This is a genomic window from Halanaerobium sp. MA284_MarDTE_T2 (genome assembly GCF_003337245.1).
Classification (GTDB): domain Bacteria; phylum Bacillota; class Halanaerobiia; order Halanaerobiales; family Halanaerobiaceae; genus QPJE01.
In genome coordinates this window covers 1-16,002 of the sequence record NZ_QPJE01000038.1, presented here as the reverse complement: position 1 = coordinate 16,002, position 16,002 = coordinate 1, and the positions used below count along the sequence as shown (strand labels likewise).

Here is a 16,002-nt window from a genome sequence, read left to right as displayed (position 1 = left end):
GGGCCCATTTCGAACACAAAAGTTAAGTCCTCAAGCGCCTATGGTACTGCACTGGTAACGGTGTGGGAGAGTAGGTCACTGCCGGATCCTTTTTTGAAATTTTAATGTGTATTGGGGTGTAGCCAAGCGGTAAGGCAATGGGTTTTGGTCCCATGATGCGCAGGTTCGAATCCTGCCGCCCCAGCCATTAAATACTTAAATTTGGGCCATTAGCTCAGTCGGTAGAGCACCTGACTTTTAATCAGGGCGTCGGAGGTTCGATTCCTCCATGGCTCACCATTTTGTCGCGGGGTAGAGCAGTCCGGTAGCTCGTCAGGCTCATAACCTGGAGGTCGTCGGTTCGAATCCGGCCCCCGCAACCATTTTAAATATTTTTGAAAGTTGAATATATTTTGGTAAAAATATGGCATAAGTAAGGTACTAAATTTGCGGGAGTAGCTCAGTTGGCTAGAGCATCAGCCTTCCAAGCTGAGGGTCGCGAGTTCGAGTCTCGTTTCCCGCTCCATTACAAATACATGGGTCTATAGCTCAGCTGGCTAGAGCATGCGGTTCATACCCGCAGTGTCAGAGGTTCGAATCCTCTTAGACCCACCAATTTTTATTTACGGAGAGGTACCCAAGTGGCTGAAGGGGCGGGTTTGCTAAACCTGTAGCAGGGTTTTATGCTCTGGCGAGGGTTCGAATCCCTCCCTCTCCGCCATCTTACTTAGTGCCCTCATCGTCTAGGGGTCTAGGACACCAGGTTTTCATCCTGGCGGCAGGGGTTCGAATCCCCTTGAGGGTGCCAATATGGGCGAATAGCTCAGCTGGGAGAGCACCTGCCTTACAAGCAGGGGGTCACAGGTTCGAGCCCTGTTTCGCCCACCATTTTGGAGGTGTAGCGTAGCGGTTTAACGCGCCGGCCTGTCAAGCCGGAGATCGCGGGTTCAAATCCCGTCTCCTCCGCCATTTTTTGCCGATGTAGCTCAGCTGGTAGCAGCGCTTCCATGGTAAGGAAGAGGTCACCGGTTCAAATCCGGTCATCGGCTCCATTTGCAGTTTTGCAATGGGGATATAGCTCAGCTGGGAGAGCGCTACACTGGCAGTGTAGAGGCCAGGGGTTCGAGTCCCCTTATCTCCACCAAAATTAAGGCTTTTTAAGGTATTAAATTAAAATTTAATATTTAAGGAAAGAATTGAATTTGTTTTCTTATTTCCTACATTTTAAATGGAGGGGTGCCCGAGTGGTTAAAGGGAGCAGACTGTAAATCTGCCGGCGATGCCTACAAAGGTTCAAATCCTTTCCCCTCCACCATTATGCGGGAATAGCTCAGTGGTAGAGCATCACGTTGCCAACGTGAGGGTCGCGAGTTCAAATCTCGTTTCCCGCTCCATTGTCATTTATGCGCACTCTAAAGGGAGTGCTTTTTTTAATTATTAGATATTTTTTAGCAGATATGATATATTTATTATGACTTTAGGATAATGTTAAATAAAATATGGTAACTATCATAATATACATAACATAGAATGTAAGTAAAAATCGTAATGGTTCACCATTAAATATGAAATTGAGGTGAAATAATGACTCAAAAGAACAAACTAATTTCAATCTATTCTTTAACGATTTTATTGATATTTTTAATTGGTATTATTTCGCTGATGATAGGTTCTACCTTTATTCCGTTTTCAGATATTATTTTATTTTTAAAGGAAGATGCAGATTTATCAGCAACTACAGGATTAATATTGCAAGACATTAGGCTGCCCAGAATTATTTTATCACTCCTTGTTGGATCTGGTCTGGCAGTTGCAGGTGCGGTTTTTCAGGGAGTGATTAGAAATCCTATGGTAGACCCTTATATAATTGGTATTTCTGCTGGGGCAGGAACAGGTGTTACTCTAGCTTTTTTACTGGGCCTTAAATTTTCTATAGCAGGAATAAATTCTGTACCAATATTTGCTTTTTTAGGGTCTGTTGCTACTGTATTTGCTGTTTATCAATTAGCTAGAGTTGATAACAAACTTCCGGTAATGACTTTTTTGTTGGCTGGTGTTGCTCTAAGTTTTATTTTAAATTCAGTTATGTCTTTTTTAATGGTTATAAGAACTGAGAATCTTCACAAAATAATTTACTGGCTGATGGGAAGTCTAGCAGCTGCTTCCTGGTCTGATATATATATGATTTTACCTTATTTTATTATTGCTTTAATAATAATAATTTTTTATTTAAAAGAATTAAATATAATTTTACTTGGAGAAGAAAATGCCGTACATTTGGGTGTGAATGCGGAAAAAGTAAAACTAATTATGCTTGGTGCTGCCTCTCTGCTTACAGCTTCTGTGGTTTCTGTCAGTGGAAGTATAGGATTTATTGGACTGGTTATTCCACATATAGCAAGAATGCTTGTTGGCCCTGACCACAGAAAATTGATGCCACTTGCTGCTTTTCTGGGCGGCGGGTTTCTGCTGATTAGTGATAATATTGCTAGATCAATTATGCCGCCTTTAGAACTGCCGGTAGGAATAATTACTGCAATTGCTGGTGGGCCTTATTTTATATACCTGCTTCGAAAAAAAAGTAAAAATATTTGGTGATGAATATGATAGATATAAAAAAACTTGAATTTAAATACGGCAATATAGATATTTTAAAGAAAATTGATCTTTTTTTAGAGGAAGAATCATTTGTAGGTATAATTGGTCCTAATGGTTCTGGAAAATCTACACTGTTAAAAAATATAAGCAATGTACTGCACCCAGATAAGGGCAGTGTTTTAATAGATAATATTCTTTTATCCAAATATCGAGCAAAAGATCTTGCTAAAAAAATTGCTGTTGTTCCACAGAACACTAATATAGGTTTTAATTTTAATGTTTATGATATAATTATGATGGGTAGAAATCCCTATCAAGATCGCTGGGGAAGAGTTACTAATAAAGATGAAGAAATGGTTAAAAGAGCTATGGCTCTTACTGATACTTATAGTCTTTCAGAAAAGAATATTAATGAATTAAGTGGTGGAGAAAGACAGAGAGTAATTATTGCCAGGGCTCTTGCACAAGATCCAGAAATACTTCTCCTTGATGAACCAACTTCTAATCTTGATATCAATTATCAGGGAGAAATATATGATATTTTATCCTATTTAAATAAGGAATTATCTATTACAATAATAGCTGTCTCTCATGATTTAAACTTAACAGCTCAGTACTGCGAAAAATTAGTTTTATTGGATGAAGGTCAAATTCATTCAGTTGGAACAGCTGAAGAAGTTTTAACCGAAGAAAATATAGCTGAAGTCTATTCAACCAGAGTTATTATAAAAAACAATCCTCTTTCTAATAAACCTTATGTTACGCTTATTCCACATACATATAAAAAAAGAGATGAAAAAAACAACAGAGATTTTAAGATTCATATTATAGCTGGTGGTGGAACAGGGGAAAGATATATGGAATTATTGTGGCAGAAGCAGTATAAACTATCGGCAGGTGTTTTAAATCAGGGTGATGCAGATTGGCAGACAGCACGAAGATTAGATATTGAGATTGTTGAAGCCCCTCCATTTGTTGATTTCCGCAGTAAAGATATTGAAGCAAATCGGAACTGTTTAAAAAATGCAGATCTTATTGTAGTGACTGATGTTCCTTTTGGACGTGGTAATTTGGCCAATTTAAAGCTAGTTTCGGAATTTGTTGAGACACCGAAAGTTCTTTTTAACACAGCTCCGATTCAGGAGAGAGATTACACAAATGGAAAAGCAACAGATTTATGGAACAAAATATTGCTGCATAAAAATACTTTAATTTTACAAAGAAAAGATAATTTTTTGTCTGTTATAAAAAAAGTAGAAAAATGAGGTGGAGTTATTAAATGATAAAAGCTGCCAAATTAGATAAAGAATATTTTGTTGTTATAATTCCGGGAGACGAGTTAATTGAAACAGCCTCTAAAGTGCAGAAAATAGTTGCTGAACATTATAATCTTTATCCAGATCAGCTTTACCCTCAGCTTCATATAACAATTGACAGAATAGACAAGCTAAAAAAGGATTTAGCAGTTAAAATATTGAAGGAGATAGTAAAAGAACACAAAAAAATAAATATTGAGATCGACAGATTTAGCTGTATTAAATTTTCTGATGAATATCAGCTTGTACTAGAAGTTAATGAAACAGAAAGTTTAACTAATTTTGCTGATGAAGTGCACAAAAAGCTGGCAGATGCAGGTGTATCTACAATAGATAATTATGATGAATGGGTTTTTCACATTACTATTATAAGCAATATATTTGCAAAAAATCCCATTCCTGTAGATGAACTTACAGAAATTTGTCTATTTATGGAAGGTATGTCCAGACCACTGTCAGCAGAAGCAGAGAAAATTGAGATTTGGCGCCCTACATTAGATCCAGTTAATAAGATTATAGAAAGTTTTAATTTATAAAATTATTGAGGTGGTGTAATTGAAAAATAATATTAAAGGGTTTATATTTGATCTTGATGGTGTAATTACTGATACATCAGAGTATCATTTTCAGAGTTGGAAACAGCTGTCTGAAGAAGAGGGTTTTGAGTTCAATAGAGAAATAAATGAAAAATTAAGAGGGGTTTCTAGGATGAGATCTCTTGAGATTATTCTTGATGGTAAAAAATTAAGTGAAGCTAAAAAAAAGGAACTTACTGACAGGAAAAACAAGTATTATCAGCAGCTTCTAGAAAATCTTAATAAAGATAATATTATTGGTAATATGGAAAATATTCTTAAGAGATTAAAAGAGAGAGGTTTTAAAATAGCAGTTGCTTCTTCCAGTAAAAATGCCAAAAAGGTCTTAAAACGTCTAAAAATCATTGATATTTTTGACACTATTTCTGATGGTGATAGTGTTGAGAATGCAAAGCCTGCACCAGATTTATTTCTGCACACTGCTGAAAAATTAGCTTTAGAACCTGAAGAATGTGTTGTTGTAGAAGATGCAGAATCAGGTATTAAAGCAGCTTTAAAAGCAAATATGCTGGCAGTTGGTATTGGACCAGAAGAAAGGCTGAATGGAGCAGATATTATTTATACTGAAATTTCAGAACTAAATATTGACGAAATATTGAATTTTACTGATTACAACTGATCACACATAAATGCTTGCGAATATATGGCTTTTGTTTAAAACTGCGAAAATTTTCAAAAGGTAAAATAGATAGAATAACAATAATTTGTAATTTGGAAGTGGTATAATGCCCCGTAAAACCAAAGATTTTATTTTGTCACCTTTATTTATCACAATAATAGCAGTTATTTTATTTATGGCAGGTGTTCAGTATTATCAGAACATAAAAAAAATGGAAAGGCTTCAAAACAAGATAGAGAGACTGGAAAATAATATTAATGAAGCTAAAGAAGAAAACAAAAAACTTGCTGAAGAGCTGCAAAATGTTGATAGTGATGAATATATTGAAAAAATCGCCAGAGAAAAACTTGGACTTGTAAAACCTGGTGAAGTACTTGTGATGCCTGTAGAAAATGAAGATGATGAGAATAAAGATAATAAAGAAAGTAAAGAAGATAAGAATTAAAAAGGAAATAGGAAAAGATTAATATAATAGGAAGTAGGAGTTTCCCCAAAATTTATTTTCAAGCTGCAAAAAGGGGGCTTTAGTCATCAACGAAATTTTTAGATTTAGCTAAAACTCAATTCGGGTGTGAAATAGGGCACACTAATCAATGAGTCCTCCTGACTCATGATTAGCTCACTCCATCCTGCAGTTCAACCCTATTTCTTCCTTCATTTCGTTAAGATTCATTGACTAAAAATTTCAATATTCCTGCATCTCCCCTTTTTGCAGCAGTATATAAAAAATGGGGAAAGTCCAGAATAGGAAGTGTTTGAGTTAAAAATGGGAGATTATTTTAGTTATAATATATATAAGTTAGCTTCAGAAAAAACAGGATTAAAAGAAAAAAATATCAAAAATACAGTGGAATTATTGGATGATGGTAACACTGTACCTTTTATTGCAAGGTACCGCAAAGAGGTGACAGGAAGTCTTGATGAAAAAGAGATTCGGGATATAGAAGAAGTAGTTGACTATCTGCGCAAACTTTGGGGTAGAAAAGAAGAAATTGCAGAAATAGTGGATGAGCAGGAAAAATTGAATGAAAAGTTGCTTGGCAAATTGTTCTCAGCAGAAACCTTACAGGAAGTTGAAGATATTTACCGTCCGTATATAGTGAAAAAGAAAACAAAAGCAGCCAGGGCCATTGAAAAAGGATTAAAACCCCTTGCTGAAATTTTTATCTCACAGGACACTTCTGCCGGCAGACCAAAAGAAATTGCAAAAAATTATCTGAACTCCAAAAAAGATCTTCATAAAGTCGAAGATGTACTGAATGGGGCCGAAGATATAGTGGCATCGTTTATTTCAAATGATGCTGATTTAAGGAAAAAAATCAGAAAACATTTTTTCAGCAGTGCTTTAATTAGATCTAAACTAAAAAAATCTAAAAATGATACTGATGATAAATATCAGGATTATTATGAATTTAGTGAATCTATAAATAGAATTCCTCCCCACAGAATTCTGGCTGTCAACAGGGGAGAAAATGAAGATGTTCTAAAAGTGAAAATTGAAGTAAATGATAAAAAATCAGCAAGGATTATTGACAGACATTTTGATATAAAGGAAAGCTATTATAGAACCCATATTGACAATGCAAAAGATTATGCCTATAAAAGGCTTATAGCACCTTCACTGGAAAGGGAAGTAAGGAATTACTTAAATGAAAAGGCTGAGCAGCGTGCTATAGATAATTTCTCTATCAATTTAAAATCGCTTTTAATGCAGCCCCCTTTACCGCAAAAAGTTGTTCTAGGAATTGACCCTGCATTCAGAACTGGCTGTAAAACAGTGGTGGTGTCAGAGAATGGAAGAGTACTAAATACCGGTACAATATACCCACATCCACCCCAGAATGACACAAAATCAGCAGCAGAATATATAAAAAATCAGATAAAAACTTATAATGTTGATCTAGTTGTTATAGGAAATGGAACTGCCAGTAGAGAAACAGAACTATTTATTGCTAACCTTATAAATGACGGGTTGGAGGTTGAATATACAATAGTTAATGAAGCAGGTGCTTCAGTTTATTCTGCATCAGAGATTGCCAGAAAAGAATTTCCGGATCTGGATGTTTCGATTCGTGGAGCAATTTCAATTGCCAGAAGGGTTCAGGATCCACTGGCTGAACTTGTAAAAATTGATCCACGATCACTGGGAGTCGGTATGTATCAGCATGATATTTCTGATAATAAATTATCTAAAGCATTAAATGAAGTTGTTGTAGATGCTGTTAATCATGTTGGAGTGGAAATAAATACTGCTTCTGCAGCACTGCTCAGCTATGTGTCAGGTATTAGCACCAATAATGCGGAAAAAATAGTAGAACACCGCACTAAGAATGGTATTTTTAAAAAAAGGAAAGATCTGTTATCTGTATATGGATTTGGGCCTAAAACATTTGAACAGTCAGCTGGATTTATAAGGATAGAATCTGAAAAAGATCCTTTTGCTGTAACTCCAATCCATCCGGAATCTTATGCTGCAGCTGAAAAAATATTAAATAAATTAGATTTTAGTAAACAAGATCTGCTTGATAAAAAAAGAATTCGAATTCTGAGGGAAAAATTAAATGAACTTGATATTACAGATATTGCAGCAAAAATTGATATTGGAATACCGACTGCTAAAGATATTGTGAAATCTCTTCAACAGCCTGGCAGAGATCCGCGAAATGATATGCCTGGCCCTGTATTTAGAAAAGATGTTTTAAAACTGGAAGATATAAAAGAAGGTATGATTTTTACTGGAAAAGTTAGAAATATAGTTGATTTTGGAGCATTTATAGATATTGGTCTAAAAAATGATGGACTTTTACATATTTCAGAAATGAGTGAGATGTATGTAAATGATCCTTTTGAAATTGTTTATATAGGCCAAACTATTAAAGTTCAGGTTCTTTCAGTTGATCGGCACAGATCGCGAATTTCGCTTAGCTTAAAATTTTAAATTTTTTATAACGAAATCCCTTTTTGTTGTTTTAAAATAATTTGAGAGAAATTCCTTGACTAAATTTATTTGACATCAATGTATCCTGTAAGTTATAATAAGTACAATATTAATTTTTAGGGAGGAATTTGTTTAGCATGTCCATTGAAGTTGGTAGTATCGTAGTTGGTACAGTTACAGGTATAACAAATTTTGGCGCTTTCGTCGAATTGGAAGATGGGGAAACTGGTCTTATTCATATTTCAGAGGTTGCTAATAGCTATGTTAAGGATATTAACAATTTCTTAAAAGTTGATGAAGAAGTAAAAGTAAAAGTAATTAACATTGATGATGATGGAAAGATTGGGCTGTCAATCAAACAGCTTGACGATCCAGATGACAGAATTGATCATGCACCAGAGATGTCTTTTGAGGAGAAGATGGACCGTTTTCTAAAGCAGAGCAGTGAACGGCAGCAGGATCTCAAAAACAGGGAGGCGAAAAAAGGCGGTAATTCAAAATAGATTTTAATTTCAATTATGATAACACATATATAAAACATCCTTTAAATTATTAAAGGATGTTTTCTTATTTTAAAAAAGGAGCAGATTTATGTTAACAAATGAACAGGAGAGAGAATTAATAGAGTGGCAGCTGGGAAGAGGGATTGTAAATTTAGATTATGTTGGGGAATACTGTCCCTGGGATTATCCAGCTGTGCTGGTAGTCAAACCTTTTGTTGAAAACAATAACACTGTATCTCCAACAATTTTTTGGCTCAGCTGTCCATATCTGGTTTATAAAGTAGATAGATTGGAAAATGAAGGTTTAATAGAAGAGTTGACATTTAAATTAAAACACAATTTAGAGTTTGAAGATAAAATGTTATCTGCCCACAGAAAATATGCAGAAATGAGAAGGGATAAACTTTCTGATAATGACTTAAAAGCTGCTGAGAAAATATCAGAAGATTTAATGAATACACTTAAAAAATCAGGCATAGGTGGAATAAAAGATAAAAGTGGGATAAAATGTCTTCATACACATCTAGCAGATTATTTAATGGGTAATGATAATCCGGCTGCTGAACTGGTGTGGACAAAAATAACCTGGCCGAAAAATTGTTCTATCTGTAGAGAAAGGATTGATGATATTGAGAGCGGCAGCCATTGATATTGGAACAAATTCTACCCGACTGCTAGTAGCAGAAAAAAAGGATGATGAAATTAATATCTTAAATAGATCACTTGAAATAACTAGACTTGGAGAAGGTGTTGATAAAAGTGCACTGTTAAATGAAAACGCGGTTGCAAGAGTGCTAAAAGCTTTAAAAAATTTTAGAGAAATATTATTGAAATATAATGTGGAAAATATTAAAATAGTTGGTACGAGTGCATTAAGAGATGTAAAAAATGCTGAAATGCTTTCTGACAAAATGAAAGAACAGCTTGGTATGGAGCTCGAAATTATTAGTGGTGAAAAAGAAGCAGAACTTAATTATAAAGGGACTGCTGCAGCTATTGAAAATAAATTTTTATTGATTGATATCGGTGGTGGAAGTACAGAATTTATTTGGCCTAAAAAAGATGGAAAATTAAAAGATTCTCTTATTTTTAAAAGTTTAGATATCGGCTGTGTTAGAATGACAGAAAGATTTATTGATAATCCAGCTGTAATTCTTCCCGATAGGGAAGCTGAATCAATTGCTGAATACACATCTAAGCTCTTAATAGAAAATGAAATTAATATTACATCTGATTTTTTTATTAAAGGAGTTGGAGGTACTATAACAACACTTGCAGCGATAAAATTAGGTCTGGAAAAATATGATTCTTCACAAATTGAAAATTTATCCCTAACAGCTGATGATCTTTTTTCAATATATTCAAAATTAAAAAATACTCCACTTATTAAAAGAGAAAAAATAAAGGGACTTCAGCCAAAAAGAGCAGATATTATAACTGCTGGAGTTATAATATTAATTACTATATTAAAACATCTGGATGCCGATAAAATAATTGTGAGTGACAGAGATATTTTATGTGGTTTAATATTTGAACAATTAAAGTAAAGTTTAATGCAGGAATAAAAGCTTTAATTATAGAATAGAATATTGAAGCTTATGTAGGGGGATTTTAATTTGAATATCAAAGAAAAATTTATTTTTTTTGTAAAAAAATATAATTTAGTTTCATCCGGGCAGAAAATTTTACTTGGAGTTTCCGGTGGCCCGGATTCTCTTGCAATGCTCCATCTTTTTTGCGAGTTAAAAGAAGATTGGGATATAGAAATTGCTGTTGCTCACATCAACCACAGTCTGAGGAAAGAATCAGATAAGGAAGCTCTTTTTGTCGAAGAAAAAGCTAAAAAATATGGCATTCCTTTTTACATTAAAAAATTAAAAAAAGGTAATCTGCAGAAAAACAGCAATTCTGTAGAAGCGGCTGCACGAAAATGCAGGCTGGAATTTTTTAATGAAATCATTGAAAATAATGATTATCATATACTTTCTCTTGCACATCAAAAAAATGATCAGGTCGAAACAGTACTTTTTAATTTTTTTAGAGGTACAGGATTAAGAGGATTATCCGGAATATCTCCTCAGAGCAGAATAAATGGAATTAATATTATACATCCATTATTAGAAATAAGTCGTAAAGAAATATTGCTTTACTGCCAAAAGCAAAATTTAAATCCTAAATTTGATAAGAGTAATGAAAAAAATATTTATACCCGGAATGTAATAAGGAATCAAATTATTCCTATAATCAAAGAAAAAATAAATCCTTCTGTTGATGATGTAATCTGCAGGAATTCTGCTTTAATAAAAAAAGAAGATCAGTTTTTGAATCAAATATCAGATGAGATGTATATTAAGTCAATAAAAAAGAAAAATAAAAAAGAGATTGTTTTGGATTTAGATGAACTTCTTTTAAATGATCAGGTTATAGTTTGGAGAATCATCCGCAAGGCCTATAAAGTTTTAAACAATAATCTTGATGATTTATATTATGATCATGTTATGGAGGTATATTCTTTAATTAAAGAGAAGAAAACAGGAAAAAGTTTGGATCTTCCGTTTGATATTAAAGTTATGATCAGTTACAATAAAGTTATCTTTAGGAAAAATTTAGACAGCATAAATCCTGAAGATAATAAGTTTAAATTTAAATTTAAACTACTAGGTGAAGTTAGATTGAATGAATTACAAAGCATAAAAGCTGAATTTGTAGATAAGGAAGAAGTTGAATTTAGCCGGGATAAAAAAATATGTTTTTGTGATTTTGAAAAAATTAAATCTCCTTTATATGTTAGAAGTAGAAAAGACGGGGATAAATTTGTTCCACTTGGTATGGAAGGTAGTAAAAAAATTAAAGATTTTTTTATTGACGAAAAAGTTGATAAAAGAAATAGAGATCAAATTCCAATTGTAGCTGATAGTGAGGATAATATTGTTTGGGTTGCCGGCTTTAGAGTTTCAGAAAAAGTTAGGATAGATAAAAATACTACTAAAGTTTTGAAGCTGAAGTTAATAAATGAGGGGGATAAAAATGCAGAATAATAGTATCTTTTATGATGATATAAGTGAAATAATAATAAGTGAAAAACAGATAAAGCAGCGAATAGAAGAATTAGGAAAAGAAATAACTGAATCATATAATGAAAACGATGATATAGTAATGCTCTGTATTTTAAGAGGAGCAGTTATTTTTATGGCTGATCTGGCAAGAGAAATTAATTTATCTGTTACTTTTGATTTTATGGATGTATCCAGTTATGGGGCAGGTACACAAAGTTCTGGAGTTGTAAGAATTATAAAAGACATGGAAGAAAATATTGAAGGACGTCATCTTTTGATAGTTGAAGATATTATTGATACAGGTCTTACTTTAAAACATGTTGTTGATATGCTGAAGACAAGAAACCCTGCAAGTATAAAAGTTGTAACACTATTAGATAAACCGAAAAGAAGAGAACAGAAACAAATTGAGGCTGATTATAATGGTTTTGAAATTCCGGATAAATTTGTAGTTGGTTATGGGCTTGACTTTGCTGAAAAATACAGAAATCTTCCATATATAGGTGTTTTAAAAGAAAAAATGTATAAGTAAACTTAGCGGCATGGTCTAATAAATTATTTACAAAGTTCAAATATTGTGGTATAATATTTTACTGTATATGATCTAAGTCGTAGGGGGAGGTTATTGAATCTTGAATAAATTTGTTAAGAATATTGGATTTTATCTACTTTTAATTGCCATATCAATTTTAGTAGCTCAATTCTTTATGCAGCAGGATCCAGGTACCATAGAGAATTTTACTTATACTAATCTTATTGATGAAGTTTCTTCTGGTAATATAAATGAAGTAACGATAGTTGGTAATGAAGAAGTTAAAGGTAAAATAGACAATAGAGAGTTTAGTGTTCCAATACCGCCGGAAGCTATTCCAAGTTTAATGCAGGAACTGCGGGCCGGGAATGTTAATATAAAAACAGAGCCGCAGCCTTCAGCTCCATGGTGGGTTAATATTTTGAGTTATATTCTGCCAATAATTATTTTAATTGTTGCCTGGGTATTTATAATGCAGAGAATGCAGGGTGGCGGCAATAAGATGATGTCATTTGGTAAGAGTAAAGCCAGACTGGATGAAAGCAAAAAGAAACTATCTTTTGATGATGTTGCTAATTATGAGGAAGTCAAAGAAGAATTAAAAGAAGTTGTTGAATTTTTGAAAAATCCAAAGAAATTTTCTGATCTTGGTGCTACTGTGCCGAAAGGTGTTCTGCTTGTAGGTCCTCCCGGAACAGGTAAAACTTTAATGGCTAAAGCTGTTGCTGGTGAAGCTGGAGTACCATTCTTTTTTATTAGTGGCTCAGATTTTGTTGAAATGTTTGTTGGTGTTGGTGCTTCACGAGTGAGAGATCTTTTCGAAAAAGGCAAAAAAAATTCTCCCTGTATCATCTTTGTTGATGAGCTTGATGCAGTTGGTCGTCAGCGGGGTGCTGGACTTGGTGGAGGCCATGATGAAAGAGAGCAGACATTAAATCAGCTTTTAGTTGAAATGGATGGTTTTGAACCTAATGAAGGTATAATCCTTATGGCTGCGACAAATAGGCCGGATGTTCTTGATCCAGCTTTATTAAGACCTGGCAGATTTGACCGTCAGGTCATTGTAGATAAACCCGATAGATTGGGCAGGCAGAAAATACTTGAAATTCATGTTAAAAATAAACCACTTGATGATGATATTGATTTAGAAATTCTTGCTAAAAGAACCCCTGGGTTTACAGGAGCAGATATGGAAAACCTTGCTAATGAAGCTGCGATACTTGCTGCAAGAAGATCTAAAAAAATTATTTCCATGAAAGAATTTGACGATGCCATAGATAGAGTTATTGCTGGCCCAGCTAAAAAGAGCAGGATTGTATCCGATAAAGAGAAAAATCTTGTTGCCTATCATGAAACAGGGCATGCGCTGCTTGGTGAATTATTAGAACATGCTGATAGGACACACAAAGTATCTATAATTCCTAGAGGTAGGGCAGGAGGGTTTACAATACCTCTGCCGGAAGATGATCAGAACTTTATGACAAAAGGAGCTCTTTTAGATAGAGTAACAAGCCTTCTTGGAGGAAGGGCTGCTGAAGCTATCTTTCTCGAAGATATAAGTACTGGAGCCCAAAATGATCTGGAGCGTGCCACACAAATAATTAGAGCTATGGTTACTGAATATGGTATGAGCGAAAATCTTGGTCCACTAACACTGGGACAAAAACATGATCAACAGGTGTTTTTGGGTAGAGATATATCCCGACAGCGAAACTATAGTGAAGAAGTAGCTGCAAGAATAGATAAAGAAATTAGTAAAATGGTTGAAGAATGCTACAGTAAAGCTGAACGTATTTTAGAAGAAAATAGTGATAAAGTAAAAAGAATTGTTGAAGCACTGAAAAAATTTGAAACACTTAACTCCAGTCAAATCAAAAAGTTGATAAAAGGTGAAGAGATTACTGGAGATCTCGAAAAAGATGAACAGGAAAATGATGACAGTGATAGTACAATTAAAATATTTAAACCAGAACCACAAAATGGTTAAAATCTTAATATCAAATTGAAAGAGATTAAAAAGTCAGTCCTATTTGGGCTGGCTTTTTTGTTGCCTATTTACTGCATTTATTGTTTTGAAAAGTTATAATAGAAACGATATTGAAGATGTAGAAATCAAAAGGAGTTCCTCTTTAAATTCTTTTTAGAGCTACAAAAAAAGAGATTTCATCATAAATGAAATTTTAAGCACCAGAGAAAAAGGAGGCAGTGATGTTTAAATTACAAAATATAGAATTTAAAAATATTTTACAGATTGACAGTATTGAATTAAAAGAACATGTTACCACTGCAATACTGGGAAGTAGTGGAGGTGGAAAAACTACTTTTTTAAAACTTTTAAATAATATGATTTCAGCAGATAAAGGGACAATTTATTATAAAGATAAGGATATAAATAATTATGATCCTGTTGAACTGAGGCGTAAAGTGGTTATGCTGCCTCAAGATCCAGAAATTTTTAAAGGAACTATTAGAGATAATTTTATTATTACAGAAAAAATTGCTGATAAGAAACATGCAGGAGATGATATTTATAAAAATATATTAAAACAGGTATCTCTGCCTAAATTTCTTGAAGATAAAGCTGAAGATCTTTCCGGTGGAGAAAAGCAGAGATTGGCTTTGGCAAGAGTAATGCTTTTAGAACCAGAAGTTTTACTGCTGGATGAACCATCTTCTTCACTTGATCAGGAAACAGAAGAAAAAATAATTAGTATGGTTGTTAATTATGCTGTCAAAAACAGCAGAACACTTATTATGGTAACACATAGTCCGGCTATTGCAGAAAAATATGCGGATAGAATTATAAATATTGAATCAGGAAGAATAATAAAGTAAATTAATTTGGTTCTTTAACGAAAGGATGTAATTTTATGGAAAACGGTATGGTAAATATCCAGCTGATATCACTCGTATTTGCCTATATATTTGTGTTCATTTTGCTTTTAATAGTTAAAAAGAAGAAAATAGGGCATGAACAAGAAATTATATTAGCTTCTGTAAGAATGACAATACAATTGGTAGCAGTCGGTTATTTGTTAAAATATGTTTTTGCCAATCAGAGTCCTTTTTACAGCATACTTATACTGCTGGTAATGGAAATATTCGCTATTTATAATATTTATGGAAGAATTGATGCAGAGATATCTTTAGATTTTAAAAAGACTATAGCTGTTTCAATGTTTGCAGGTACTTCAATTAGTATTTTGTTTTTTGTCCTCATAGTTATAGGGCTTGAGCCGTGGTTTAGGTCTGATTATTTTATTCCGCTTTCTGGAATGCTGATCGGCAATTCTATGACCGGTATTTCTTTAGGAGTAAATCATCTTATAGGAGGCTTTAGAGATAATAAACGGCTGATAGAAAATTATTTAATGCTTGGAGCAGAACCTATGTATGCAGTTGAAAAGATCAGCAACAGAGCTTTTTATAATGCTGTTCTTCCAACAATTAATTCGATGATGGGAATGGGAATAGTGTTTCTCCCAGGCATGATGACAGGTCAAATACTTGCAGGTGCATCCCCAGTAACTGCAATAAAATATCAAATTGCTATTATGATGGGAATTTTAGGCAGTGTTACTTTGACAGTGTTTTTTATGGTTAATCGAGGTTCTAAAACTTTTTTCAATAAAAGAAAGCAGCTTAAAATTAAATAATAATTTTAAATTATCAGTAAAAACAAAATATTTAATAAAAAAGAAGGAAATTATTAAATTATATTGAATATTAATATTAAGAATTAAATTTAATTTTATAAGGAGGAGATAGTGTGAAAAGTGATATAGCCATAGCACAGGCAGCAGAAATGAAGCCAATAACAGAAATAGCAGAAGAATTGGGATTAGAGGAAGATGATCTAGAACTA

At 33.5% G+C, this 16,002-nt stretch carries 14 protein-coding genes and 13 tRNA genes; all 27 read left to right on the top strand.

The window, feature by feature from the left end; all coding sequences use genetic code 11:
* Window positions 1-112: 112 nt before the first annotated feature.
* Window positions 113-187 (top strand) — tRNA-Gln (locus DFR78_RS11065).
* 16 nt (window positions 188-203) lie between these two features.
* Window positions 204-279, top strand: a tRNA-Lys gene (locus DFR78_RS11060).
* 6 nt (window positions 280-285) lie between these two features.
* Window positions 286-362: transfer RNA gene (locus DFR78_RS11055), tRNA-Met, on the top strand.
* Between the two features lie 66 nt (window positions 363-428).
* Window positions 429-505, top strand: a tRNA-Gly gene (locus DFR78_RS11050).
* 12 nt (window positions 506-517) lie between these two features.
* Window positions 518-594 (top strand) — tRNA-Met (locus tag DFR78_RS11045).
* A gap of 12 nt (window positions 595-606) precedes the next feature.
* Window positions 607-700: transfer RNA gene (locus tag DFR78_RS11040), tRNA-Ser, on the top strand.
* Window positions 701-711: 11 nt separating this feature from the next.
* Window positions 712-787, top strand: a tRNA-Glu gene (locus tag DFR78_RS11035).
* Between the two features lie 4 nt (window positions 788-791).
* Window positions 792-867, top strand: a tRNA-Val gene (locus DFR78_RS11030).
* 4 nt (window positions 868-871) lie between these two features.
* Window positions 872-948, top strand: a tRNA-Asp gene (locus DFR78_RS11025).
* 6 nt (window positions 949-954) lie between these two features.
* A tRNA-Thr gene (locus DFR78_RS11020) sits at window positions 955-1,031 on the top strand.
* A gap of 16 nt (window positions 1,032-1,047) precedes the next feature.
* Window positions 1,048-1,123, top strand: a tRNA-Ala gene (locus DFR78_RS11015).
* Window positions 1,124-1,209: 86 nt separating this feature from the next.
* Window positions 1,210-1,294: transfer RNA gene (locus tag DFR78_RS11010), tRNA-Tyr, on the top strand.
* A 4-nt stretch (window positions 1,295-1,298) separates the two neighbouring features.
* Window positions 1,299-1,373 (top strand) — tRNA-Gly (locus tag DFR78_RS11005).
* Window positions 1,374-1,563: 190 nt separating this feature from the next.
* Entirely contained in the window at window positions 1,564-2,577 is a 1,014-nt protein-coding gene (locus tag DFR78_RS11000) for an iron ABC transporter permease (protein WP_114458893.1), read from the top strand.
* Window positions 2,578-2,582: 5 nt separating this feature from the next.
* Window positions 2,583-3,842: an ABC transporter ATP-binding protein gene (locus tag DFR78_RS10995; protein WP_114458892.1), complete on the top strand. Its 1,260-nt coding sequence runs from the start codon at window positions 2,583-2,585 to the stop codon at window positions 3,840-3,842.
* A gap of 14 nt (window positions 3,843-3,856) precedes the next feature.
* Window positions 3,857-4,429 carry a 2'-5' RNA ligase family protein gene (locus DFR78_RS10990; protein WP_114458891.1) on the top strand — a complete coding sequence of 191 codons (573 nt, stop codon included), beginning with the start codon at window positions 3,857-3,859 and terminating at the stop codon, window positions 4,427-4,429.
* A 19-nt stretch (window positions 4,430-4,448) separates the two neighbouring features.
* Window positions 4,449-5,108, top strand: coding sequence for a beta-phosphoglucomutase (gene pgmB, locus DFR78_RS10985; RefSeq protein ID WP_114458890.1), 660 nt, complete (start codon window positions 4,449-4,451; stop codon window positions 5,106-5,108).
* Between the two features lie 106 nt (window positions 5,109-5,214).
* The gene (locus DFR78_RS10980) at window positions 5,215-5,553 is read left to right on the top strand and encodes a septum formation initiator family protein (protein ID WP_114458889.1); all 339 of its coding nucleotides are present in this window, start codon (window positions 5,215-5,217) and stop codon (window positions 5,551-5,553) included.
* A 321-nt stretch (window positions 5,554-5,874) separates the two neighbouring features.
* Complete coding sequence (locus DFR78_RS10975; protein WP_114458888.1) at window positions 5,875-8,046, top strand: Tex family protein; 2,172 nt, start codon at window positions 5,875-5,877, stop codon at window positions 8,044-8,046.
* A gap of 137 nt (window positions 8,047-8,183) precedes the next feature.
* Window positions 8,184-8,549: a S1 RNA-binding domain-containing protein gene (locus DFR78_RS10970; protein ID WP_114458887.1), complete on the top strand. Its 366-nt coding sequence runs from the start codon at window positions 8,184-8,186 to the stop codon at window positions 8,547-8,549.
* 88 nt (window positions 8,550-8,637) lie between these two features.
* Window positions 8,638-9,198 (top strand): DUF501 domain-containing protein, encoded by a 561-nt coding sequence (locus tag DFR78_RS10965; RefSeq protein ID WP_114458886.1) that lies wholly within the window; start codon window positions 8,638-8,640, stop codon window positions 9,196-9,198.
* Entirely contained in the window at window positions 9,173-10,096 is a 924-nt protein-coding gene (locus DFR78_RS10960) for a Ppx/GppA phosphatase family protein (protein ID WP_233487058.1), read from the top strand. The genes DFR78_RS10965 and DFR78_RS10960 overlap by 26 nt, the downstream gene beginning before the upstream one ends.
* A 69-nt stretch (window positions 10,097-10,165) precedes the next feature.
* The gene (tilS, locus tag DFR78_RS10955; RefSeq protein WP_114458884.1) at window positions 10,166-11,587 is read left to right on the top strand and encodes a tRNA lysidine(34) synthetase TilS; all 1,422 of its coding nucleotides are present in this window, start codon (window positions 10,166-10,168) and stop codon (window positions 11,585-11,587) included.
* Window positions 11,577-12,137, top strand: a complete 561-nt coding sequence (gene hpt / locus DFR78_RS10950; protein ID WP_114458883.1) for a hypoxanthine phosphoribosyltransferase — start codon at window positions 11,577-11,579, stop codon at window positions 12,135-12,137. Before tilS ends, hpt begins: the two co-directional genes overlap by 11 nt.
* 100 nt (window positions 12,138-12,237) lie before the next feature.
* On the top strand, window positions 12,238-14,124 hold the full coding sequence (gene ftsH, locus DFR78_RS10945; protein ID WP_114458882.1) for an ATP-dependent zinc metalloprotease FtsH: 1,887 nt from the start codon (window positions 12,238-12,240) through the stop codon (window positions 14,122-14,124).
* A 221-nt stretch (window positions 14,125-14,345) separates the two neighbouring features.
* Entirely contained in the window at window positions 14,346-14,972 is a 627-nt protein-coding gene (locus tag DFR78_RS10940) for an ATP-binding cassette domain-containing protein (protein ID WP_114458881.1), read from the top strand.
* Between the two features lie 35 nt (window positions 14,973-15,007).
* Window positions 15,008-15,793, top strand: a complete 786-nt coding sequence (gene fetB / locus DFR78_RS10935; RefSeq protein WP_114458880.1) for an iron export ABC transporter permease subunit FetB — start codon at window positions 15,008-15,010, stop codon at window positions 15,791-15,793.
* Window positions 15,794-16,002 lie beyond the last annotated feature (209 nt).